22 protein-coding genes are annotated in these 25,210 nt (G+C 40.3%); 11 read left to right on the forward strand and 11 right to left on the reverse strand.

The window, feature by feature from the left end:
- Positions 1-42 precede the first annotated feature (42 nt).
- Positions 43-1,386, reverse strand: coding sequence for a 30S ribosomal protein S12 methylthiotransferase RimO (gene rimO / locus F952_RS08430; RefSeq protein ID WP_004925675.1), 1,344 nt, complete (start codon positions 1,384-1,386; stop codon positions 43-45).
- 339 nt (positions 1,387-1,725) lie between these two features.
- On the opposite strand from rimO, the gene glnL reads away from it, so the two are divergent.
- From glnL to F952_RS08455, 5 genes are all read left to right on the forward strand, one after another.
- Positions 1,726-2,835, forward strand: coding sequence for a nitrogen regulation protein NR(II) (glnL, locus tag F952_RS08435; RefSeq protein ID WP_004925679.1), 1,110 nt, complete (start codon positions 1,726-1,728; stop codon positions 2,833-2,835).
- Positions 2,822-4,297 carry a nitrogen regulation protein NR(I) gene (glnG, locus tag F952_RS08440; protein WP_004925683.1) on the forward strand — a complete coding sequence of 492 codons (1,476 nt, stop codon included), beginning with the start codon at positions 2,822-2,824 and terminating at the stop codon, positions 4,295-4,297. The genes glnL and glnG overlap by 14 nt, the downstream gene beginning before the upstream one ends.
- 147 nt (positions 4,298-4,444) lie before the next feature.
- Complete coding sequence (locus F952_RS08445) at positions 4,445-5,101, forward strand: TetR/AcrR family transcriptional regulator (protein ID WP_004925686.1); 657 nt, start codon at positions 4,445-4,447, stop codon at positions 5,099-5,101.
- Positions 5,102-5,201: 100 nt separating this feature from the next.
- The gene (argF, locus tag F952_RS08450; RefSeq protein ID WP_004925687.1) at positions 5,202-6,122 is read left to right on the forward strand and encodes an ornithine carbamoyltransferase; all 921 of its coding nucleotides are present in this window, start codon (positions 5,202-5,204) and stop codon (positions 6,120-6,122) included.
- A gap of 162 nt (positions 6,123-6,284) precedes the next feature.
- Entirely contained in the window at positions 6,285-7,184 is a 900-nt protein-coding gene (locus F952_RS08455) for an alpha/beta hydrolase (protein WP_011182271.1), read from the forward strand.
- A 2-nt stretch (positions 7,185-7,186) separates the two neighbouring features.
- Here the strand turns inward: F952_RS08455 and F952_RS08460 are convergent, their stop codons facing one another.
- From F952_RS08460 to rpiA, 7 genes are all read right to left on the reverse strand, one after another.
- Positions 7,187-7,546 (reverse strand): YnfA family protein, encoded by a 360-nt coding sequence (locus F952_RS08460; protein WP_004925694.1) that lies wholly within the window; start codon positions 7,544-7,546, stop codon positions 7,187-7,189.
- Between the two features lie 3 nt (positions 7,547-7,549).
- Positions 7,550-9,826 (reverse strand): ATP-dependent Clp protease ATP-binding subunit ClpA, encoded by a 2,277-nt coding sequence (gene clpA / locus F952_RS08465; RefSeq protein ID WP_004925697.1) that lies wholly within the window; start codon positions 9,824-9,826, stop codon positions 7,550-7,552.
- A 9-nt stretch (positions 9,827-9,835) separates the two neighbouring features.
- A complete protein-coding gene (clpS, locus tag F952_RS08470; RefSeq protein ID WP_004925700.1) occupies positions 9,836-10,249 on the reverse strand; it encodes an ATP-dependent Clp protease adapter ClpS in 414 nt (137 codons plus the stop codon).
- Positions 10,250-10,267: 18 nt separating this feature from the next.
- Complete coding sequence (locus F952_RS08475; RefSeq protein WP_004925702.1) at positions 10,268-11,020, reverse strand: DUF6776 family protein; 753 nt, start codon at positions 11,018-11,020, stop codon at positions 10,268-10,270.
- 77 nt (positions 11,021-11,097) lie between these two features.
- Entirely contained in the window at positions 11,098-12,147 is a 1,050-nt protein-coding gene (gene argC, locus F952_RS08480; RefSeq protein ID WP_004925705.1) for an N-acetyl-gamma-glutamyl-phosphate reductase, read from the reverse strand.
- Positions 12,148-12,308: 161 nt separating this feature from the next.
- Positions 12,309-12,983: a YgjP family zinc-dependent metalloprotease gene (locus F952_RS08485; protein ID WP_004925708.1), complete on the reverse strand. Its 675-nt coding sequence runs from the start codon at positions 12,981-12,983 to the stop codon at positions 12,309-12,311.
- A complete protein-coding gene (gene rpiA / locus F952_RS08490) occupies positions 12,983-13,654 on the reverse strand; it encodes a ribose-5-phosphate isomerase RpiA (protein ID WP_004925711.1) in 672 nt (223 codons plus the stop codon). The genes F952_RS08485 and rpiA overlap by 1 nt, the downstream gene beginning before the upstream one ends.
- A 105-nt stretch (positions 13,655-13,759) precedes the next feature.
- Between rpiA and ilvA the strand changes: the two genes are divergently transcribed.
- The 3 genes from ilvA (at position 13,760) to F952_RS08505 (ending at position 17,439) form a co-directional block, all read left to right on the forward strand.
- Positions 13,760-15,298, forward strand: coding sequence for a threonine ammonia-lyase, biosynthetic (ilvA, locus tag F952_RS08495; RefSeq protein ID WP_004925715.1), 1,539 nt, complete (start codon positions 13,760-13,762; stop codon positions 15,296-15,298).
- Between the two features lie 151 nt (positions 15,299-15,449).
- Positions 15,450-16,121, forward strand: a complete 672-nt coding sequence (locus F952_RS08500; protein WP_004925717.1) for a potassium channel family protein — start codon at positions 15,450-15,452, stop codon at positions 16,119-16,121.
- Positions 16,102-17,439, forward strand: a complete 1,338-nt coding sequence (locus tag F952_RS08505) for a TrkH family potassium uptake protein (RefSeq protein WP_004925720.1) — start codon at positions 16,102-16,104, stop codon at positions 17,437-17,439. Before F952_RS08500 ends, F952_RS08505 begins: the two co-directional genes overlap by 20 nt.
- Before the next feature lie 51 nt (positions 17,440-17,490).
- On the opposite strand, the gene F952_RS08510 is transcribed toward F952_RS08505, so the two are convergent.
- Positions 17,491-18,651, reverse strand: a complete 1,161-nt coding sequence (locus F952_RS08510; RefSeq protein WP_004925723.1) for a phospholipase A — start codon at positions 18,649-18,651, stop codon at positions 17,491-17,493.
- 26 nt (positions 18,652-18,677) lie between these two features.
- A complete protein-coding gene (locus F952_RS08515; protein WP_004925725.1) occupies positions 18,678-21,617 on the reverse strand; it encodes an insulinase family protein in 2,940 nt (979 codons plus the stop codon).
- Between the two features lie 308 nt (positions 21,618-21,925).
- Between F952_RS08515 and F952_RS08520 the strand changes: the two genes are divergently transcribed.
- The 3 genes from F952_RS08520 to F952_RS08530 are packed head-to-tail and all read left to right on the forward strand — an operon-like array spanning position 21,926 to position 23,878.
- Entirely contained in the window at positions 21,926-22,930 is a 1,005-nt protein-coding gene (locus F952_RS08520) for an adenosine kinase (RefSeq protein WP_004925728.1), read from the forward strand.
- 16 nt (positions 22,931-22,946) lie between these two features.
- Positions 22,947-23,255 (forward strand): Rieske (2Fe-2S) protein, encoded by a 309-nt coding sequence (locus F952_RS08525; protein WP_004925731.1) that lies wholly within the window; start codon positions 22,947-22,949, stop codon positions 23,253-23,255.
- 14 nt (positions 23,256-23,269) lie between these two features.
- Complete coding sequence (locus F952_RS08530) at positions 23,270-23,878, forward strand: OB-fold-containig protein (RefSeq protein WP_004925734.1); 609 nt, start codon at positions 23,270-23,272, stop codon at positions 23,876-23,878.
- Between the two features lie 133 nt (positions 23,879-24,011).
- Here the strand turns inward: F952_RS08530 and F952_RS08535 are convergent, their stop codons facing one another.
- The gene (locus tag F952_RS08535) at positions 24,012-25,190 is read right to left on the reverse strand and encodes a trypsin-like peptidase domain-containing protein (RefSeq protein ID WP_004925737.1); all 1,179 of its coding nucleotides are present in this window, start codon (positions 25,188-25,190) and stop codon (positions 24,012-24,014) included.
- Between the last annotated feature and the right edge of the window lie 20 nt (positions 25,191-25,210).

Raw genomic sequence — 25,210 nt, forward strand, 5'->3', positions numbered from 1 at the left:
CAAAATGCGATGTTTAAATTGAATTCTGTTTAAAACGACTGCCTAGGCGGTCTTGATCTGAATCAGTTTGGCAAACAAATCATATTCGTCAGCATCAGTAATTTCTACTTCGAGCAACTGACCTGGCTGTACAAGTGATTTATCTATATCCTCTACAAATACATTACCATCGATTTCTGGCGCATCTGCATAAGAACGTGCAACTGCAACAGGATACTCATCTTCGAGGCTATCCACCAGAACAGTCATGGTTTGACCAATACGTTTTTGTAACCTGGCTGCCGAAATTTCCTGCTGAACCTGCATAAAACGTTCATAACGTTCTTGCTTAACCTCTTCAGACACATGATCTGGCAAGTCATTTGCTGTTGCACCCTCTACAGGTGAATAAGTAAAGCAACCTACACGATCAAGCTGAGCTTCTTTGAGCCATTCAAGCAAAATCTGAAAATCTTCTTCTGTTTCACCAGGGAAGCCAACCACAAAAGTTGAGCGAATCACAAGATTTGGACATTTTTCACGCCAAACCTTAATGCGATCTAATGTATTTTCACTATGGGCTGGTCGCTTCATCAATTTTAAGATGCGCGGACTGGCATGCTGAAAAGGAATATCAAGGTATGGAAGAATTTTGCCTTGAGCCATTAAATCGATCACAGCATCTACATGCGGATAAGGATACACATAATGCAACCGCACCCAGATACCGAGCTGACCTAATGCCTCACACATATCATAGAATTTGGTTTTTACTGGCTGACCATTCCAGAAATCAAGCTTGTATTTGGTATCCACCCCATACGCAGAAGTATCCTGAGAAATCACCAATACTTCTTTAACGCCCGCTCGCTTCAGCGCTGCTGCTTCTTCGAGTACCGAGCCAACTGGACGTGATACTAAATCACCGCGCATGCTTGGAATAATACAAAATGTACAGCGATGGTTACACCCTTCCGAAATCTTCAAATAAGCATAATGCTTCGGTGTCAATCGAATACCCTGTTCAGGAACCAGATCAACAAAAGGATTATGTCTAGGCGGCGCTGGTACATATTCATGAACAGCTTCCATAACATCTTGGTACGCTGCGGCACCCGTCACTTTTAAAACATTCGGATGCATCTGACGAATTTTATCTTCATCTTTACCTAAACATCCTGTCACAATCACACGGCCATTTTCACTCATGGCTTCGCCGATTGCATCTAATGATTCTTGTACCGCAGATTCAATAAAACCACAGGTATTAACCACAACTAGATCAGCACCATCGTAATCTGATGCAACTTGATAACCTTCAGTACGCAACTGAGTTAAAATTCGTTCAGAATCGACCAATGCCTTAGGACAACCTAAAGATACAAAACCGACTTTGGGGGACTTCATGAATCTGCACTCCACTAGAATCCGCGTATTGTATGATGTTTCTGGAAAGAAAAACAGGTGGATTCCATAAGGATTGCATAATGCACCAAAATACAGCCAAATATTTTACATATTGGTTTCAATGCACCAAAATAATACTTAATATATTTATTTAAGCACTATTATGATTAAAAAAAATTCAAGCCCTCATTATTTAGCACATTTTTAATTCAAAAAAATACAGCACTGCGCTATTTCTCAAAGTTGGCGTGTATTTTGCTTCTCATATGTCCCATAACAGGGATAGATTTTGTTAAATCAGATGCCATTGCGCTATTTTAAAACAGGAACCTTCCGCTAATGGATCAACAACCGACTATCGACTATCGACTACTCGTAGATAACATGACTACTGCCATTTTACTGGTCGATAGTAACTTGAACATTTTTTATCTTAATTCATCCTGTGAAGCATTATTTGACATCAGTTTACTTCGTGCATCTGGACAGCCTGTAATCAATCTACTGCATGCTCCAAACGATACCTTTAACACCCACGAAGCCTTACTTAATACACTTAAGTCCAGTCAGCATTATACACGTCGTGAAGCCACTATTAATGTGAACTTCAAAGACATTCATGTAGATTATACCGTTTCTCAACTCAACACAGGCAAACCTTACCACCCGCTGTTATTGATCGAACTCAATCCAATTGATCGAATGCTTAAAATTTCTAAAGAAGAAAATTTTATTCAGCAGCACCAAGTCGCCAGACAGCTCATCCGTGGTGTAGCACACGAGATTAAAAATCCACTTGGTGGTATACGTGGTGCAACACAATTGCTTGCCCGTAGTCTAAATGATCCGAAATATGCAGAATTCACAGACATTATTATCAATGAGGTAGATCGTCTAAGGAATCTGGCAGACACGATGCTCGGTTCAAGACAGTTGCCAAGCTGCGAAGACGTGAATATTCATGAACCTCTGGAACGTGTTCGTTCACTGATTGTTAATCAGACCAAGAAGAAAATTAAGATTATTCGTGATTACGACTTATCTCTACCCGATGTAAAAGCTGATCGAGATCAGCTCATACAAGTCATGCTCAACATTAGTGTCAATGCAATCCAAGCCATTACCGAAAATAAAGAGTTTTTTGTTGAACATGAACCTCAACTTATGCTCCGTACCCGTATCCAGCGTCTAGTCACCATCAATGGTGTACTTAACCGCTCAGCTGTACGAATTGATATTGAAGATAACGGCCCAGGTATTCCAGAGGATATTTTAGAATCCGTCTTTTATCCATTGGTTACGGGCCGAGCAAAAGGCACAGGGCTGGGCTTAAGTATTGCACAAAACATTATGCATCAACACAACGGGATGATTGAGTGCCAATCTATTCCAGGAAAAACAGTTTTTAGCTTATATCTACCTTGGGAGTCCGACCATGTCGCGAAATAAAATATGGGTAATTGATGATGATCGCGCCATGCGCTGGGTCTTGGAAAAAACCTTTAAAGAAGAAGGCTTTGATGTTACAAGTTTCGAAGAGGCACAATCCGCGCTTGATCAGCTTTTGGACGATGCACCAGACGTAATCTTAACTGATATTCGTATGCCAGGTATCGATGGTTTAACTTTTCTAGGAAAAGTTAAAAATAACTATCCTGATTTGCCTGTCATCATCATGACTGCTCACTCAGATCTTGAATCCGCGGTCTCTAGCTATCAGACAGGTGCTTTTGAGTATTTACCTAAACCATTTGACATTGATGAAGCGCTGGCTTTAGTTAATCGTGCGATCCTGCATATTAATAAACTTCAACAGCAAGAAGCCACCAAAGCAGCTTCTGCGGCACAATCAACTGAAATTATTGGTGAATCTCCTGCCATGCAGGAAGTATTCAGAGCGATTGGGCGTTTATCACAATCTCATATCACCGTACTTATTAATGGTGAATCAGGTACAGGTAAAGAACTGGTTGCGCATGCCTTACATAAGCATTCTCCGCGCAGCAGTAAGCCGTTTATCGCGCTCAACATGGCAGCAATTCCAAAAGACCTGATTGAAACTGAACTGTTCGGTCACGAGAAAGGTGCTTTTACTGGTGCAAATACTCAACGTCAGGGTCGTTTTGAGCAAGCCAATGGCGGCACATTATTTTTAGATGAAATTGGCGATATGCCTTTTGAAACACAAACACGTTTATTACGTGTATTGGCAGATGGTGAGTTTTATCGTGTAGGTGGACATATTCCTGTTAAGGTTGATGTTCGAATTGTGGCTGCAACGCATCAAGATCTCGAAAAACTGGTGAATGAAGGCCGATTCCGTGAAGACTTGTACCATCGTCTAAACGTGATCCGAATCCATATTCCGAAGCTCGCTCACCGTAGCGAAGACATCCCAATGCTAGCACAACACTTTCTAGCACGCGCGGGCAAAGAACTGGGTGTAAGTCCTAAAATTTTGCGGACAGAAACCACTGATTATATGCAACAGCTCCCTTGGCCAGGGAATGTACGCCAACTAGAAAATACATGTCGATGGCTAACGGTAATGATTACGGGACGAGAAGTCTATCCTGAAGATCTCCCTTCAGAACTCAAACAGATTCCAATTCAGAAATCTGTGGATCAGACAGGTACACCGCCAAGCTTTGATCGTATTTCATTGCATCATTGGGATGAGCTACTTGGACAATGGGCTATTCAAAAACTTAAAAATGGTGAAATGAAAATTTTGGATATCGCCACTCCTATGTTTGAGCGTACTTTGATCAATGCTGCGCTTCAACAAACGCGTGGACGCAAACGTCATGCAGCCGAACTTCTCGGTTGGGGACGCAATACACTTACTCGGAAATTAAAAGAACTTGGTATCAGCGCAGAAGATGATACTGAAGAAGAAAGTGAAATTTAAGTAATCGTGATGAGTAGAGTATTCATCATCAGAATGCTCTACTTAACAACAATAAAAAAATATTAAACAGCTTAAATTTTCTGGCAAAGCATGAAACCTTATAATTTGTTATAATCCGAGACAGCGTTACAAGTTCTCGTTGATTCCATGTCTAAAACAGTTTTATCTTCACTTTGCCCAACCGGTTGCGAATTGCCTCTTACACGACGAGGGCATGAGAGATGGTTAGCACTTCTAAATAGTGCGACTGAACTGTTTCTAGAAAAAGGCTACGATGCCGTTTCACTAGATGATGTTGTCAACTATGCTGGTGGCTCTAAGGCATCAATTTACAAATATTTTGGTAGTAAAGAAGGTTTATTTACCTCAATCTGTGATTATAGACGCGAACTCTTTTTCAAAAATATTTGCGTCTCATTTGATAGCGAACGCGATGATCTTCGAAACTTCTTAATTCACACTTTAATTGGCTTTTACCAAAAAATTACTTGTGATGAAAATGCAGCTTTTATGCGCCTCATCATTGAACAATCCCAACGAAATCCTGATTTAGCCTTATATTTACACCAAAAAGGTCCAGAGCATGTACAAAAAACGATTGCTCATGCATTAGAACAGGCCACACTTTTAGGTAAAATCCAATGCCAGAAACCTTATAATTCAGCCATGATGTTTTTTGGCATCCTTAGAAATATTGAATGGAAAATTCTTATGGGGGTGCCAACTACTATAGATAATGATGAAGTGGTTGAACATATCGAATATTGTGTTGATCTTTTTTTAAACGCACACAAAGTAAGCTGATTTTTTTGCATTTTCTTTGACATATAGTATATTAATCGATTGTTTTTTTCGTTCATCAACCAACAACTAATTGTTGTAAAACAATTATTGTGGAGTAACCATGGCTCTACGGCATTTTCTCACTTTACGAGACCTCTCTTCTTTGGAACTCAATTCCATCCTTGATCGAGCAAGCGAACTTAAACGTCAGCAACATGCTAATCAAGTATACCAGCCATTTAAAGGCAAAGTATTAGGAATGATTTTTGAAAAATCGAGCACACGTACTCGTATTTCATTCGAAGCTGGAATATGCCAATTTGGAGGAAGTGCCATTTTTCTTTCTCCTCGTGATACTCAACTTGGCCGTGGCGAACCGATTGAAGATTCTGCTCGTGTAATCTCCAGTATGCTTGATATTGTCATGATCCGCACTTTTGGACATAATATTGTTGAACGTTTTGCTTCATTCTCTAAAGTTCCAGTGATTAATGGTTTAACCGATGATCATCACCCCTGTCAGCTTCTTGCCGACCTGCAAACCTATCAAGAGCATCGTGGTAGCATTAAAGGTAAAACTGTGGCATGGATTGGCGATGGGAATAATATGTGCAACTCCTATATGGAAGCTGCACACATGATGGGTTTCAAGCTTAAAGTTGGCTCTCCAAAAGGCTATGAACCAAAGCCTGAATTTCTTGCAGAGTTTGCGCATTGCGTGGAAGTCTTCAATAGCGCTGAAGATGCAGCTGTAAATGCTGACCTAATTGTCACTGACGTATGGGCAAGTATGGGACAGGAAGAAGAGCAAAAGTTACGTGAAAAAGCATTTTTAACCTTTCAAGTAAATGAAGCATTAATGGCGCTTGCACATCCTGAATGCTTATTCATGCATTGCCTTCCTGCACATCGCGGTGAAGAAATCTCTGAAAATATGCTAGATCACAAGAACTCCGTGGTTTGGGATGAAGCAGAAAATCGGCTCCATGCACAGAAAGCATTGATGGAATTTTTATTAAATGAAAATGCCAAAAGAGCCTAAAATCTTTTTAAACATTTTAAAAAGCCCCTAGCCAAGCACTATGGGCTTTTTTATTTCATAACGTCTTTATAATAATCCAAAATCAATATATTCATACGAAGTTTACTGATACATTAAGTCTAAATAGATCATTTTATAAAATGAGAAAATATGAAAATAAAAATGTTTATATCACTTTTCATATTGACCTGTTTACATCCTTGTTATGGCCACCCATCCGATATTATTTTATGGGATCACCACGTCGTTCCTAATTCTGCTGATATTATTCAAAACGAACAACTCTCAAAAACAGGATCAATTACGAGAGTTTCAACACCACGCCTGCATATATACCGCCCTACATATCAACAGAATCACGCTGCAATTTTAGTGATTAGTGGCGGCGGTTATGCACATGAAGAACTTGGACATGAAGGAACACCCACTTCAAAATATCTACAAAAACAAGGATTTACTGTGTTTGAGCTCGTTTATCGACTCCCCCAAGAAGGATGGACAAGTCCTTTAGTGCCATTTCAAGATGGTCAACGAGCGATGTGTATTATCCGCTCACAATCAAAATTTTACGGCTACGATTCAGATAAAATAGGCATCATTGGGTTTTCTGCTGGTGGACATTTGGCTGGAATACTTTCAACGACATGGAAAACTCCATATTATCCGCCTACTGATGCAATCGATACCATATCCTCACGTCCAAATTTTAGCATTTTAATTTACCCAGTGATTAGCATGATACCTCCACTTAACCATACACATGCCTATAAAAGCTTACTCGGTATACACTCTTCGCTGGCAGATCAACAAGCCCTTTCAGTTCAACTTCTTGTCACCCCCGAAACACCACCCACTTTTATTGCTCATGCCAAAGATGATCCAGTCTCATCAGTTAAAAATAGCATTCTGCTACATCAGGCTCTAGATAAGAATCATGTGATCAATCAAATGATTTTATTCCCTGATGGTGGGCACGGCTGGGGATTAGGTAAGAAAGGAACAACTACCACACAGTGGCCGGCTTTAATGATGCAATGGCTTAAAGAAACCAAGATTATTTGAGCTTATTTTAACAGCCCTTGAGGTTGCAAAATAATCAAGGCAGCTCCTAGCAATACAACAGTCCCACCCCAAATATCCCAACGTGTTAATGTCACTTGATCAATAAAACGCAGCCACATCAATGCAGTAAAGATATAAATACCACCGTAGGCAGCATAAATTCGTCCAGATGCAGCTGGATGCAAAGTCAATAACCACACAAAAACTGCCAAACTAATAATGGCTGGCAACCACAACCAATGGGTTTTGCCTTCTTTTAATATTAGATAAGGAAAATAACAGCCCAGAATTTCAGCAAGCGCAGTCAATATAAATAACCCGAATACACTCAGTATTCGGGTTATTGAAATGTCATCTAACATAAATTAAGCAGGCTCAGCTGTTTGATCCTCAAAGACGGAAAGCTGTAGCCCCACCTCTTTACCATCTTCTTTCTTCACAGAGACAGCCACATTGCCACCATGATCTGCAAGCTCACCGAATAAAATCATTTCGGCCAAAGGCTTTTTCAAATGCTCTTGAATCAGACGCTGCATTGGACGTGCCCCCATGAGGCGATCATAACCATTGGCAGACAACCAATCACGTGCAGATTGATCGACTTCAAGCACCACCTTTTTATCATCCAATTGTGCTTGTAACTCTGTCAGGAATTTATCAACCACTGACTCAATGACAGCATTTGGAAGCGATTTGAATTGAATCACGCCATCCAGACGGTTGCGAAACTCTGGCGAGAATGCGCGTTTCATTGCTTCCTGATTGTCGTTACTATTGTCTTGCTCGGTAAAACCAATGCTGGTTCTTGAAATGCTTTCAGCACCAATATTGGTTGTCAATACAATAATAACATTCCTAAAATCAGACTTACGACCGTTATTATCGGTCAAGGCACCATGATCCATCACCTGCAATAACAAGTTAAATACATCTGGATGCGCCTTTTCAATCTCATCAAGCAATAAGACACAATGTGGATTCTTATGAATCGCATCCGTCAATAAGCCACCTTGATCATATCCAACATAACCAGGAGGCGCACCAATCAAACGAGATACTGCATGGCGCTCCATGTATTCAGACATGTCAAAACGTACCAATTCTACGCCCAACAACTTGGCAAGCTGCTTGGTCACCTCTGTTTTACCTACGCCTGTTGGCCCAGCAAAAACAAAATTACCTACAGGCTTATCTGGAGCTTTCAAACCAGCCCGAGATAACTTGATCGCCGAAGCCAAGGCTGTAATCGCTTCATCCTGACCAAATACAACGCGCTTGAGATCACGTTCAAGATATTCAAGCACCGCCTTGTCATCTTTAGATACTGTTTTTGGTGGGATGCGCGCAATTTTAGACACGATATCTTCAATATTTTCAGTCGTAATCAAACTACCATCTTTTTCAGCTTTCAAACGACGCTGAGCACCTGCTTCATCAATCACATCAATCGCCTTATCGGGCAAGAAACGATCATTGATAAATTTGGAAGACAATTCCACTGCGGCAACTAGCGCTTTATCGTCATATTCCACATGGTGAAAATCTTCAAATTTGGTTTTGAGTCCACGTAAAATTTCGATTGTCTCGGTAATACTTGGCTCATTCACATCGATCTTTTGAAAACGGCGTGACAAAGCATGGTCTTTTTCAAATACCTGACGATATTCTTGAAATGTGGTAGAACCAATGCAACGCAACGTACCATTCGCTAGCGCAGGTTTAATCAAGTTCGAAGCATCCATGGTACTGCCCATACTTGAGCCTGCACCAATAATCATGTGAATCTCATCGATAAATAAGATCGCATTTGGATTTTTCTTCAATGCGTTAAGAAGCTGCTTTAAACGTTTTTCAAAATCACCACGATATTTTGTACCTGCAACCAGTGCACCAATATCAAGGCTATAGACTTCTGCATGGGCAAGAGGCTTAGGTGCCTTGCCATTTACAATTAGCCATGCCAAACCTTCTGCAATAGAAGTTTTACCAACGCCTGGATCTCCCACGAGCAATGGATTGTTTTTGCGACGACGGCATAGAATTTGCGCTGTGCGCTCAATTTCTTTTTCACGCCCGATCAAAGGATCAGTTTTACCTTTTAGCGCTTCATTATTCAGATTTAGGGTGAACTGCTCCAAAGGCCCAGCATTCGATGAGGATGAAGACTCACCTTCAATGTCTTCAACTTCTTCTTCTGACTGCACATCTTCTTTACGTGTGCCATGGGAAAGATACTGTGTCAGTGTAAGACGATTGATCTGATGGCGTTTAAGTAGATATACAGCAAACGAGTCACGCTCAGAGTACATTGCAACTAAAACATCTGCACCTTCTACGGTACGATCACCACCGCTTGATTGCACATGGAAAATGGCTCTTTGCAAGATACGGTCAAAACTTTCGGTAGGATGCGGCGCTTGTTCGCTATTCTCTCCAAGTTTTGGTGTATGTTGTTCGACGTATTCTTCTAATTCTTTACGTAATGAAACAATATCAGCACCACACGCTTTAAGCGCATTGACAGCCGAATCATTATCGAGCAAAGCCAGCAACAAATGTTCTACAGTAAGAAATTCGTGCCTTTTTTGACGAGCCATGCTTACAGCCAAACGTAAGGACACTTCTAATTGACGACTGAGCATACGACCCCCTTAATCTTTGGGCTCAATCTGACAAAGTAATGGATGACCTTGAGACCGAGCATAGTTGTTTACTTGGTTCGCTTTTGTTTCCGCAATGTCTCGTGGATAGACGCCAGCTACACCTTTTCCCTCATAATGTACTGTTAGCATTACTTGAGTAGCTTGGTCAAGATTTAATGCAAAGTATTGTTGTAAAATTTCAATTACAAAGTCCATTGGGGTGTAATCGTCATTCAGTAATACTACTGCATAAAGTGGAGGACGCTTTAATTCTGGAGGGGCTGTTTGAACCGCAATATCGCCCTCTGGCTCATCAGATTGCGAATCACCCAAGCGTGGATTGATATGCCAATCAACATACCCTGTCTGATAAAAGGATGCTTTGACTTCACTTAAACTAATTTGACGCTTGTATGTTCGCATAGACTCTTATGTTCACGATTAATTTGCATTTGATTCAGCTTGTGGAATTTCTCCTACAAACGCAGAAGATGTTTCCACAGGCTTACCCCTTTGCCAGCTAAAGCGCTTGACCACAGGTGTACCATTTTGAGTTAAACGCACCTCTATAAACTGTGGTGTAAATCCTTTTGGCATGGTCCAGCGTCCTGTTAAACGCTCATAATCATAGAAATTAAAGCTTTTATCTGTCATCGGGATGACGAGAACTTCAGTTCCTTGAATCAGACGCAATTCAACTGAGCCGATTGCACGTTGCTTGCCTGGACTGACCTGAACCAGATCAAGCTGATATTCATAGGCATTTTCAGGCAATGGTTTGACTGCAATATTCTGGATGGTAAGGGCCATACCACCTCTTAAGCGCAGTACTTCACGATAAAATGCACTCATATTCATCATCTGGGCATTGTCGTTTTTGGCTTGCGTCAGCGCCTGATACAAATTATTGGCATTATCAACAGCAACATCTCGCTCTTGAACCGCCGCATTTAGGCTTTTATTGACAGAATCTAATGATGTTTTTTGTTTCTGCACAACTTCAACCAACTGGGCAGCATCGGCATCATACCCCACCACAGTCAAACCTTGACGATTACCTACCGTATAACCGACGGTAAAACTTCCCGCAATTAATACAACCGAAGCAATCACCAAAGGCAAATTAGTCTTCAAAAAAGGCTTCTTCGGCGAAGATTGATCTGGCAATGTTGCCATGTGTTCATTGTCTTGCATCGTCGTCTCGATTTAAAGATAGAACTCAACACACATTTAAATCGAAATTGAAATGTGTGTGAAGTCTTAAAACGTCATTATGGTAATAAACCAATTCCCGTTAATCCTGTATCTTCATCAAGATTAAACATGAGATTCATATTTTGTACGGCCTGACCTGCTGCACCTTTCACCAGATTATCTTGCACAGACAAGATAACTAATTTATTTGGTTGTGGTTTATACAGCGCAATACGTAACTCGTTAGCGCCACGAACACTGCGTGTTTCTGGCGAGCTATTTGCAGGCATAACATCTACAAATTTTTCATTGGCGTAATATATCTCATATAAAGATTGAAGATCACTATTTGCACCTTCTTCAGTCAAATCGATATAAATTGTACTGAGCATGCCGCGAATCATAGGCACCAAATGAGGCACAAAAATAATTTGATCAAAGACACCTTTTTGTCCAGAAATATGTTCAAGCGCTTCTACAATTTCAGGGTGATGACGATGACCAGCCACACCATAAGCTTTAAAGTTATCGGCATTTTCTGAGTAAATCATACCCAGACTTGCTTTGCGCCCCGCACCAGAAACTCCAGACTTAGCATCAATAATAATATTTTCAGGTTTGATTAAAGCCACATCTGCTTGTAGTAAAGGTGCTAAACCTAATTGGACAGTTGTTGGGTAACAGCCTGGGTTGCCAACAACTTTGGCTGTCTTGATTTTTTCACGATTAAGTTCAGACAACCCATATACTGAATCTTTAAGTATCTCTGGACACTCATGCTCCAGTCCATACCATTTTTCAAACTGCTCTAAGTTTTGAAGACGAAAATCGGCCGCCAGATCAATCACTTTCACTCCGGCAGCGACTAATCCTTTTGCATATTTCATCGCAACACCATGCGGTGTCGCAAAAAATACAACATCACATTGCTTTAATACATCTTCATTAAGATCTGAAAACTCAAGGTCAGTATGCCCTCTTAAACTCGGGAACATATCTGCAACGCGCTTTCCTGCTTCAGTACGAGAAGTTAATACACGAACCGTAACTTGCGGATGTCGAAGCAATAAGCGCAATAACTCAACGCCTGTATAACCAGTTCCACCAACAATTCCGACAGAAATCACGTGTCTTACCTCAAAGTTCAACAGAATGGCGCCTAGTATGACAGGATGTACTAATTTTCAAAACTATTTCTCTCGGCTTAAAAGTATTTTTTTATATATTCTTGTATATAGGCTTACCAGAAAAACATGCTTTTTCATTACCCTACACCTGATTTTCACTCTTAGATATACCACCATCGCGGCAATTGAAAAGATTTCAGCGTCTTTCTATGCATCAGATAATCTGGATCATGTTTTTGTACTTCATTCCAGAACTCAGCACTGTGATTAAAGTGACGAGTATGCGCCAACTCATGAATGCATACGTACCTTACAATATTTAAAGGCATCAACACTAAACCCGCATGCAACATAATATCATGCTGACTGGTACAGCTTCCCCAACGGGTTTTAGGCCTTCGAATTGCGCATGCCCGATAAGGTAAAGCAATCTCTTGACTCACTTCATGCAAATAGTATGGTAAAAACTTTTTCGCATAGGAAAATACTGCTTCTTTTAACGCAGCACTTCCCAAATTTTCATTTAAAATTAATTGCTGCTGTAAATGATTAAATACATAATTTTTTTGTTGTTGACGTATGGACACCAAATATTTTTTCTGATTAAAAAAAATCAAATCATTAATCTGCTGTTCTTCATGACTCGACTGCATCGCAGATTGCTGTTGCCAAGTTTTTTCAAGCCAGTCTTGTGACTGAGCTAAAAATGTCTGAATTTGTTTTGATGTACAAAATGTAGGTACAGTTAATCTAATAGCATGAGGTTCAACACGTAAACGCAAGCATTTTGCATTTACGTGTCTAACAATTTTGATTTCAGGTAATTCTGAGATCATTAAACTGCTGTACGCTCTTCAATACCATTATTGGTCGCAACAATGGCAATGGATGCTGCGTTTAATGCAAAAATACCATTGGTCACTACACCAGGAATATCATTAATGGTTTTTTCAAGCTCAAGTGCGTTTAAAATATTCAGGTTATAAACGTCTAAAATTACGTTTCCGTTGTCTGTAACCACGCCTTCGCGATATACGGGATCTCCACCTAAACTCACAAGTTTGCGTGCAACAGCAGAACGCGCCATTGGAATCACTTCAACTGGCAATGGAAAATCGCGACCTAACTGCTCTACCCATTTTGAATCATCAACAATACACACAAATTTCTTTGCAATCGATGCCACAATTTTTTCACGTGTGAGTGCCGCCCCCCCCCCTTTAATCATATGCATATGACGGTCAATTTCATCTGCACCATCGACATAAGCATCCAATCCACCCACATGGTTCATATCAACCACTTCGATACCCAATTCTTTTAGGCGTTTAGCTGTTGCTTCCGAGCTAGCAACCGCCGCTTCAAGCTGTAATTCAGGTAAAAGTTCAATCAGAAAATTGACGGTACTTCCTGTTCCTACCCCCAAAATCCCCCCTTTTGGTAAGTGTTTTAAAGCAGCTTTTGCCGCTGCTTGTTTTTTCTCATCTTGGGTAGCATATAGACTCATGACATCACTCAACTTTTTTTCACATTTTGCGCAATTTTAAAACGCAAAGGTGCAGGGGTTTGTTACAATAAGTGGCTATTTTAAACTGTTACATGGAAAATTAACATGCTGTCTCGTTTGGTTCGACAAATTTTACAAGCAACGGTATATGACGTTGCAATCGAAACTCCACTCGAAGCAGCGCCACGAATTAGTGAAAAACTAAACAACAATATTCGCTTTAAACGCGAAGACCTTCAACCCGTTTTCTCTTTCAAACTACGCGGTGCTTATAACCGTATTAGTCAATTACCGAAATCTCAGTTGGAACGTGGCGTTATTACTGCTTCAGCAGGTAACCATGCTCAAGGTGTGGCTTTATCTGGTCAAAAGCTGGGGATTCGCGCCATTATCGTGATGCCAAAAACAACGCCAGATATTAAGGTACAAGCAGTTAAACGTTTGGGTGGCGAAGTGGTTTTGCATGGTGATTCTTTTGATGTTGCCAATAAATACGCGATTCAGCGTGCGCAAGATGAAGGTATGACTTTTATTCCGCCATATGATGATGAATTGGTGATGGCAGGTCAGGGCACGATTGCCAATGAAATTCTGCGTCAGTGGCGTGATGTTGAATATGTATTTGTTGCCGTAGGTGGTGGTGGACTCATTGCAGGCGTTGCAGCGTATTTGGGTGATGTTGCTCCTCACGTAAAAATCATTCCAGTCGAATATGATGAATCTGCTTGCCTGAAAGCCGCATTCGAACACAATGAACGTGTTATTTTGCCACAAGTCGGTTTATTTGCAGATGGTACTGCGGTTGCACAAATTGGTGAAAAACCCTTTGAAGTAATTCAGCTTCAAAAATCAGATAACTCTGGTCCAATTGTTGAACGCGATGTGATCTTGGTCAATACCGATGAAATTTGTGCTGCCATCAAAGACACTTTTGATGAATGCCGTAGCATTGTAGAACCATCTGGTGCAATGGCGCTGGCAGGTATCAAAAAATATATCGAACAACATCAAATTACAGATAAAAATATCGTTTCGATTGTTTGCGGTGCAAACATGAATTTTGACCGATTGCGTTATATTGCTGAACGTACAGAACTTGGCGAACGTAAAGAGGCCATTTTTGCTGTCACCATTCCTGAACAAAAAGGCGCCTTTTTAAATTTCTGCCGTGCATTACATGGACGCAATATTACAGAATTTAACTATCGTGCAAGCGATAGCGATGATGCTCAAGTTTTCGTCGGAATCAGTTTAAAATCTGGCGAAAAAGAACGTCATGACATTCACGAGTTACTTAAAAGCCAATATAATGTTGATGATTTATCCGATGACGAAGTTGCTAAGCTGCATATTCGCTATCTTATCGGTGGTCATGCCAATATCGAAAATGAACGCTTGTTTCGTGTTGAATTTCCAGAGCGACCCGGTGCACTTCTAACCTTCCTTGAACGCCTTGGACCTAGTCATAATATTAGCCTGTTCCATTATCGTAATCACGGTGCTGCCGAAGGACGTGTATTGGTAGGTTTACAGGCTACCGATACGCAAGAAAACCCAGATGTACTAATTGAAACATTGGAAAATATTACTTATCCATATGAAGAAATTACACACAATGTGGGTTATAAACGCTTTTTGCAGTAAAAATCGATTGTTCTCACCAACCGACATTCTTGCGAACTGTCGGTTTTTTTATATCTTTTTAACATTTCTTTGCGCTAGGCATAGACAGAAAATACTACACTCACTTTAATCAAAACATCTCTAAAACAATATCATTTACTTAGGCTAATTTATGGCGCAATTTGCAGTTATTGGATTAGGCAGCTTTGGAGCCACTGTTGCGACCGAACTGACTAAATTAAATCATGATGTGATTGGAATTGATTCTGTTAAACGCAATGTCGAAGACTTAAGTGACCAACTTACCCATGCTGTCATAGCTGATGCTAGTGATGAGCATGTACTCGAAGAATTGAATATCCAGAATTGTGAAACGGTAGTGGTCGCTATTGGTGAAGACATCGAGGCCAGCATCTTATGTGTACTTCATTTAAAAAATATGGGAGTTCCACAGATTTGGGTAAAAGCCAAAACAAAAGCACATCACATGATTCTTTCGCATTTACATGTTGATAAAATCATTCATCCTGAAGAAGATATGGGGGTTCGAATCGCTCAGGCTTTAAACTATCCGATGGTGAGTCGTTATATGGCCCTAGATAATGACCATTTCATTGTTAAAGTAGAAATTCCAAAGCATTTAAATGGTGTACATCTACTTGGTTTAATTAACGAAATGAGTGACGTAAAAACCATATTACTTAAACGTGGCAAAGACATCATTTATGAACCAGATCCTACTTGTCCTGTTCAGTCAAAAGATATTCTGATTCTTGAAGGCCACATTGATCAGTTAAAGAAACTATCTCGGCGTTTTTTACCTCATGAAAAAACAAAAAATTAATCAAAAAACATTTAATTTAAGCCCACCGTCAATGCTGGCGCTGGGTTTTTTAAGCTTCATTGTCGCAGGTACGTTACTGCTCAAACTTCCTATTTCGAATAATGGTCACTTAAGCTGGATGGATGCCTTTTTTACCGCGACATCCGCGGTGACCATTACAGGACTTTCTGTCATAAATATTGGACAATCCCTTACCCATGTCGGTCAAATCATTTTATTGTTTTTGATTCAATGTGGGGGGCTAGGTTTTATGACCTTTGCCATACTGGCTGCGCTTAGTTTAGCTCCCCAACTTGGCTTAAAACAGCAGCTCATGGCTCAAGATTCTATGGGTCAAACCAGTCTATCTAAAGTCACTTTTATTGCACAGGCCGTATTCATTTATACCCTAATCTTTGAATTAATGGGGACTTGTATCTTAACGTTTGCATGGATGAATCAATTCGGATTTTTTCATGCATTGTATTATGCTTTTTTTTATAGTATTTCAGCTTTCAATAATGCAGGATTTTCATTATTTCCAAATAATCTAATGAATTTTCAGACGCACTATATTGCCTGTTTAACCATCAGCTTTCTCTATATCTTAGGCGGTCTTGGCTTTCTGGTGATCATGGATATTAAAGAGCGTAAACGCTGGAAAAAACTCAGTCCTAATAGCAAAATTGTGATCATTAGTATCGCTATTTTGAACACCTCTGCTTTTCTTATTATCTGGTTATTAGAAGTCAATAATCCCCTCACCTTATACTCGATGAGCTTTAGCGAGCAAGCACTCAATGCATGGTTTCAAGCGACTGTTCCAAGGTCATCTGGATTCAATACCATTGATATTGCATCTATGAACAATAGTTCCACCCTTTTGACCATGTTTCTTATGTTTATTGGCGGAGGTTCACTCAGTACCGCTGGCGGGATAAAAGTAGGAACCTTTGTAATTCTAGTATTTAGTGTGATTGCTTTTTTAAAGCGTCATGATGAAGTTCGGATCTTCAATCACTCTATCTCCTATGAAAATACATTTAAAGCCTTAGCCGTTGTCGTGATTACCCTGATTTTGATCTTTATCGGCTTTTTTAGCATTCTGATTCTTGAGCCACACAAAAATTTTCTGGATCTGTTTTTTGAAATAGTATCGGCGGCATGTACTGTCGGATTATCAAGAGGTATTACCCCTCAGTTAAATAATAGTAGTCTTTTTGTGCTGTCATTATTGATGTATGCGGGACGACTTGGGCCTTTAACGCTGGCTTATCTGATTGCAACACCAAAGAAAAGCCGACTTAAACATCCGTCGGCTGATATTCAAATTGGTTAATGGTTGAGGAGTGTTCTACACTCCTCAAAGATATCCATCTGACCGTTCAGATCAATACCAGTTCATCAGTGAAACGCCCAAACCAACATAAGTTGCACGATGGTTATAATCAATCAGGCTTTCACCGTAACCATTAAATAACTGAAAATTTCCACGAAGCTTACCTGAAATTGGGAAAGCCCAATCAAACTGCACCGCACCATGCGATTTATCACCATCTTTTAATGAATGACGCAGCATTAAAGAAAAATCATTATCTTTCCAGCGATAAAAAGCAGTTAAATCACCACGTCCTACATAATCCTCGATATCGGGATTATTGTCGTTCTTGGCTTCTTCTTGAATACGAATCCATGGTCTGAGTACCAGCGCAAAATTATCTCGCTCTAATCCTATATTAAAGATGACACGATTCCAGCTTCTTGATAATGGATCAGAACGACCATTTGACTGGTGATTTAAAGTTACCCCCAAAAGTCGGCCGTTTAATCCCAAGAACTCATAATTGGTTCGGAAAATTAGGCTTGCCTCAGGTTCATAATTGGTTTCACGAAACGGACGTGACTCGTCTGCATTGTAAACCTGCCAACGAGAAGACTGGGTATACCCTAGCCATAAATCTCCGTTATTGCCAAAAATATTTTCCCAGGCTTTGGTTTTTAAAGATAATTGAAACTTGGATTCAGCCGAAGTTAAATTCTGATTTTCATGCACTGTATTTTCAGGATTTGGACTCGAAGGAAATTCATTCTTTTTAGATGTCCAAAAAATAGGTAATAAATAGACAGGTTTATAACCACGAATATTCCATGTACCTAATTTTGATTTTTCGGAGAGCTCCCAGCGCCTATCCAGTAAGGATGTATTCGGATCAATTCTTGGACCTTCAATCGCAAAAAGATTACCAATTTTTTCCTTAATAGATTGAGGATTGAGCTCAGACTGCTCTACCGACGGCGAAGGGTTCAAAGCAGCTTTTTGTTCAATAACTGGAGTTGTTTTTGCCGTATCTGCTACTTTAAACAGAGCATCATAACAAGCCAGACGATCTGAATTCGACTCCAAACCAATGCAAGCCGCAGGACTGGTGGGCGTAATTGTTGCAGAAGTCTGTACAGCTTCAATTGCATGTGCATGCGACATACACAATGAACCTACCACACCGAACACGCCCAAACTTGTGGGAATCCCCTCAATAAATCTAAACGCCATAAACAATCTCCAGTGGCATTATTTTTTTACTTCACTTGTTGAATACTAAAACCCAATTGTTCAAGTTCCTGACGCTTTGCGAATGGTGCAACGACCGCTCGGGTCACCTGTTGCTCTTGCAGGTAATGCTGTGCAACGCGTTTTAAATCATCAAGAGTTACATTAAGAAGACGTGTGCGTAATGTCTTTCTAAATGCAGGCGTGCGTGCATGCAATAATGCATAACATGCTGTAATCGCTTCCCCAGCAGGAGATCCTGGTTTATCCATACTTGAGACCAAACCTAAAATCGCTTCTTCAAGCTGATGTGGCTGCTGAGATGTATGTAACAACCAATCAATACTTGCTTCGAAATCCTGAAATGTTTCTGCCAAACGCGGATCACGGTAGCTATAAAAACGGAATGAACAAGCATTACCATCATAACTTGCACCTCCACCATAAGCACCGCCTTTCTCACGAATGGCACTGTGTAAATACCCATTACGCAAGTAGGCAGCCAGCACCATCAGTGGAGCAGCATCTGGATGAGTGACCTCAACCGCTGGATATGCGGATGCACAGAACTGGACATTGGTCTGAATCAACCACGCTTCATCCTGATTATGATTTTGCTGTGCCAGATGCTGAATCTCTATTACATCACTTTCAATTTCAAGATGATCCCAAACAGTTTGAATATCTTCGACCAATGCATCTGCAAACTGTTCTTCACAAACCAATAAGAACTGTTTTGGTGCCTGTAGTAATTTTAAATGAATGGCTTTTAATTCATGGATCAGCGCATCATACGCAGATTCGTCCTGCTCGATTTGATCTACTAGATTACTCAGCCAGTTTAATGCCCCAAGCCCAGTATTATGGTAGTCACGTTGTGCCAATGCACTCATATTACGAGAAGCAATCTGCATCGCATAGCTATGACCTGAACCCGATAAACGTGATATCCAGCGTGTTTTACGTTGTTGCAATAGCTCGATAATTCGGTCTTTTTCATCAAAGCGCAATTTTTCAAATGCGAGTTTAAGCAGCTGAATCGCATCGCGCTTTTCATTGAGCGATTTGGTGGTTAAAGTTAACCATGCGCTAATCTTATTTTTGTCATCAACCTTGCTGCGTAATGAAGCCCCCATTCCCAGACCACCACTTACCGCAGTTTGCAATTGCTGTAAAGTGAGATAATCATATTCGCCTGCACCCACTTCTCCCATTAAAATGGAGAGTAGATTAAAATAAGGTGAATGCACAACCTCATCTGGAATCTCAATCAATACTTGCTGATAGTAAATGCCGTTAGTACCAGCATGATATAGATTTAACGGATAATCGTGTCGATTTGAAATAATTTCTCGAAGCTGCCCTTGTACAATATGTAAGTCTGCAGGTACATCTTCCAAGCCAACTTTAGGTAATAAATCTAGATCATCAGGCGTATCCTGACGCTGATTTAAAGCTTCTGTATTGGCATTGATTTGAGCGCGATCTTCTTCTGTTAAATGTGCGCCGATTTCTGCCAAACGTGCTTTTTCCTCAGCCTGATCTTTCATTGATTTTTCAGCATCTGGTACTAATGTCATTTGAACACGATGCGGATTATCCAGCAAATGCGTCTGAATCAAATTTGACAACCACATTGGATCTTTCAGTTCTTCTTTCACTTGTTCAATGGCTGTATCCACATCCCAAACATGAACTGGATCATTATGGTGGATCGCACTGCTTAAACCATTTAGAATCAGACTTAAACCATAAGGCATACCATCGCCATTGATTTCACGCTGATGGAGTTCAATCTGGTGCAAAATGGCATCTACCAATGCCTGATCAACTGGTTGAGATGCAACTTGCTGAAGAATATTAAGCACACCTTCTCTAAATTCATCTGCATGGGCCGCATTTGAACCTTGAACACCACAGTAAAAAGTCATTTCAAAGTTTGAATCATCGACACCCATCAATGGGCCAGTCGATTGGGCATAACCACAGGTTTCCAAATAATGACGCAGTGGTGAGGCCGAATTTTCAAGTAAAATACCCTCAACCAGACGCAAGCCTAAACGTAACTTAATATCACTTGCCTGCGGTAACAACCATGCCAGTACATGATAGGTTTTGTCGTCTAAATCTTCACTGTCAACTGCATAGGTTTCAGTCACCTGAATAGGTGTAGCAAGGCGTTTTTCAGGCTTAGAATATAAAGTTGTGCCTTTTTCAAATTTGGACAGTGCCAGCTTTTCAAATTGCTCCTGCAAATCATAAGCATTTTGATTGCCAAAAGTCATAAACACAGCATTACTGGGATGATAATGCGACTTATAAAAATCAACCAATTGTTCATAACTTAGGTCTGGAATATCTTTCGGATCACCACCAGAGTTATAGTGATAAGTCGTTTCTGGAAATAAATGATACGCCAACTGATGATACAGCTGATCTGAAGGTGCACTCATGGCACCTTTCATCTCATTAAATACCACACCTTTATATACAGGCTCGCCATTTTCAAGCTCAATGCGAATTCCTTCTTGAGCGAAATCAAGCGGATTCAAATTGGCAGCAAAAGCAGCATCCAAATAAACAGACAATAGATTCTGAAAATCTTTTTTATTTTGTGTTGCAAATGGATAAGCAGTCCAGTCTGCCGATGTGAACGCATTCATGAAGGTATTGAGTGAGCGGCGGATCATCAAAAAGAATGGATCACGCACTGGAAACTTTTCTGAGCCACACAGCGCAGTGTGCTCAAGAATATGGGCCGTGCCTTTTGAGTCCATAGGTTGTGTACGAAATGCAACCAAAAAGACATTTTCATCGTGAGATGTAGCCAAGTGATAATGCACAGCACCCGTCACTTTGTGAGCATATTCAGAGACCAAAATATCTAAGGCCTCAACATGGTGTTGACGTACCAACTGAAACGCAGGATGGACAGTTTGATTAATGGTTTCAGTGACATCGACAGTCATGTGATCTCCTACAATTTTCTAAATTTTAACTTGATGCCATTATAGCCTTAGTCTTTATACGAATTGCTATTTTTAATCCGACTCAATTGCTTTGTTTTGATTTTTTTTGTGCAAATTTAATAAAGACTATACAAATAGATCGCGATTAGCGGCTTTTTATAATGACTGTATTCATTGAATAACGCCTGATATCCTATTTTTGAATCAAACTGTACATCAAACTCTGAGATGAATTTAATTCATCAATATACTGCTATTGTGAGCAATAGTGTAAAATTCGCGTTTTTAAATTTAGATGTGAATATAACATGGCAACTGTTGATCTTTTTGCAATTGGTAATGCGCTTATTGACCAAGAATTTAAAGTGACTGATCAATTTCTTGGTGAAGCAGGTTTGCAAAAAGGCACCATGCAATTGACAGATGGTGAAACACAGGCAGCGCTGTACGAAAAATTACAAGCCACACAAGACTATAAGGGTCAGGCAAGCGGCGGTTCGGCTGCAAATACCACGGTCGCCTTCAGCTCACTCGGTGGCTCAGCATTTTATGGATGTCGTGTTGGAAATGATGAACTTGGCGCAATTTATCTCAATGGTTTGAATGATGCAGATATCGTAACGTCTGAAAAATCACTAACTACAGGCACCACTGGAACGTGTATGGTGCTGATCAGTCCTGATACCGAACGAACCATGCATACCTATCTTGGTATTACCACTGAATTATCAGAACAGCAAATCGACTATACATCACTAAAAACTGCTCAATGGCTTTATATCGAAGGTTATCTTTCAACCAGTCCTACGGCCCGTCAAGCTGTGAAACAAGCGCGTAAAATCGCGCGTGAACATGGTGTAAAAATCGCACTTTCACTCTCAGATCCAGCTATGGTTCAATACGCACGCGAGGGTTTGGATGAAATGATCGATGATGGTGTCGATGTATTATTCTGTAATGAGCAAGAAGCCTTGATGTACACCGAAACTCAAACACTCGATGAAGCTTTTAGTCGTTTAAAACAAAAAAATCATACTGTGGTTGTTACACAAAGTGCAAAAGGTGCATCTGTTTCAAATCCACATACACATTTTCATTTGAGTGGTCGCCGTGTTACTGCAATCGATGCCAATGGAGCAGGCGATGCGTTTGCGGGTGCGTTCTTGTTTGCCTTGAATCATGGCATGTCTCTTGAAGATGCTACTCAGCTTTCTATTCTGATTTCAAGTGAAGTTGTTTCGCAGTATGGTCCACGTTTGGCAGTTGAAAGTTATGCTACACTGCTCAGAAACTTTCTAACTGAATGTGCTTAAAATGGAAAAGATTTGCATGACGGAAGACATTCCAGAACGTGAAGCGCGTGCATTTGATCATGTACACGGAGAAACCTTTTTTATTACTCAGCGTGATGGCATGTTTTATGCCTATCAGAATGTATGCCCACATCTTCATGTCGAACTTGAATTCCTTGAAAATCAGTTTTTAGATCAAGATCAAGAATTTATTCAATGTTCGACTCATGGTGCATTATTTGATGTTGAAACGGGTCAATGTATTTCAGGCCCATGTTTGGGAGAAGCTTTAACCAAAGTCAATATTAAGGTACATTCTGACGGCGGTATATATCTGGCAGAATAAAAGGATTTTCGGTCATGATTGAGTTTTTGCTGAATTATTATTTCATGCCTTTTAATTTGAGTGTGATTGCTCTTCTCATCCTCAGCATGGCCGAGACGATTGGAATTTATATTGGATTAAGACCCAGTACTTTTCTTAAAAAATTTTTACCCCGATGGCTATCTAACTCGCCTTTAGTCAATGTTAAATTTTCAAAAGTTCTCATTCTGGTTTTTTTTCTCATCAACTTTAGTTTTGCAGGTTACTTTTTACAACTGTGTGTATTCGCTCAACAGCAGTTTTTTATTTCACCTTTTTACCTGATTATTCCTGCGCTCATTATTGGAATTTTTTTTACTGTATTTATGATTCACTGTCTGGATCAAGTGATCAAGCCTCAGGTTGAGCATCAATACAGCAGCTTGCTTGGTCGTTTGGCTACGATCTCAAGTGGCAGTGCTCGTCCTGGTTTTTCGGCACAAGCCCGTGTACGCGATGAGTTTGGACAATTACATTATGTACAGGTAGAACCTGAGTTTGGAGAGCTAGAATTACAGTCTCAGGTGATTCTGATTCGTTTTAGACAGACGCACTATATTGCCAAAAGAATCTCTGCTTCTAATCACCTGTTTACTCCAGAATAATAATTTCAGATATGATGTGAAGAAACAGCAATCCATTCATATCTTTAAAATTGTCAACTCTCTGTTTGAATTAAGAAATATTCATAATAAAAAAGGAATACCAAAGTATTCCTTTTTTATTAATCTGTTTTATTTAGCGTTTGGGCAAAGGAATATACTGTGAATCCTGATTTTGCGTCTTGCGCTCACCTACTTTTACACGCAGATTTTCACGTTTACTATTACGCTCGACTTCAAGTGTAATCATACTTGCTGGCTGCTGTAGAGCAACATAATTAATAAGATGAGAAACTGACGTGATTTGCTCATCATTCACTTTAAGAATCTTATCACCAATTTTCACGCCACCTTGTGCCGCTGGTCCATTTTGTAGAACATCAGCTACCACCACACCCGCCTGTTTCGGTGCTAAAACGTCGTCTTGTGTAGGTGCAACCAGACTAATTCCTAGCCAGCCACGTATCACACGACCATCTTTCAAAATTGAATTTAATACCTGTTGGCAAACACGAGCTGGAATAGCAAATCCGATACCCAGTGAACCACCAGATTGTGAGAAAATCGCCGTATTGATCCCTACCAAATTTCCGGCAACATCAATCAAAGCGCCACCAGAGTTGCCTGGATTAATTGCAGCATCAGTCTGGATAAAGTCTTCATACGTATTAATGCCCAGATCTGATCGCCCTGTTGCCGAAATGATACCTTGTGTGACAGTTTGTCCGACACCAAAAGGATTCCCAATCGCAAGTACTACATCCCCAACTTCATTTCCGCTCAATTTGAATGGCAAGACTGGTAGCTTGTCCAAGTCAATCTTGATGACAGCCAAGTCTGTATCTGGGTCTGTACCAATCACTTTTGCTTCGGCACGTCTACCATCATAAAGCGCCACAACAATTTGATCGGCCTGAGCAATCACGTGATTATTTGTTAGGATATAACCATCTGCACGCACAATCACACCAGAACCCAAACTATTTTCATTTTTTTGGTCAAGCTGATTTGGAACTTGATTGCCAAAGAACTCACGAAACGTTGGATCGTTCAATAAAGGATGATCGAGCTTCTTCACTTTCTGTGTGGTAAAAATATTCACGACAGCAGGTGCAGCAACTTTTACAGCCGCACTGTAAGACACCACTCCTCCCGACCTTGAAGTATCCACCAGCGATTCAACCTTTTCGGCTGGCATCTTTACGCCATCAGCCGCAATGGTAGGTTTTGGCTGCTGTGATTTTTGCCATGCAATGAAGCTCAAAATCACAATGATGAGCAACACCCAAGGTAACCATATAAAAGTACGACGCACGTATACATCCTCTAAATATT

Origin of the sequence: Acinetobacter baylyi DSM 14961 = CIP 107474 (genome assembly GCF_000368685.1) — a bacterium.
GTDB lineage: Bacteria > Pseudomonadota > Gammaproteobacteria > Pseudomonadales > Moraxellaceae > Acinetobacter > Acinetobacter baylyi.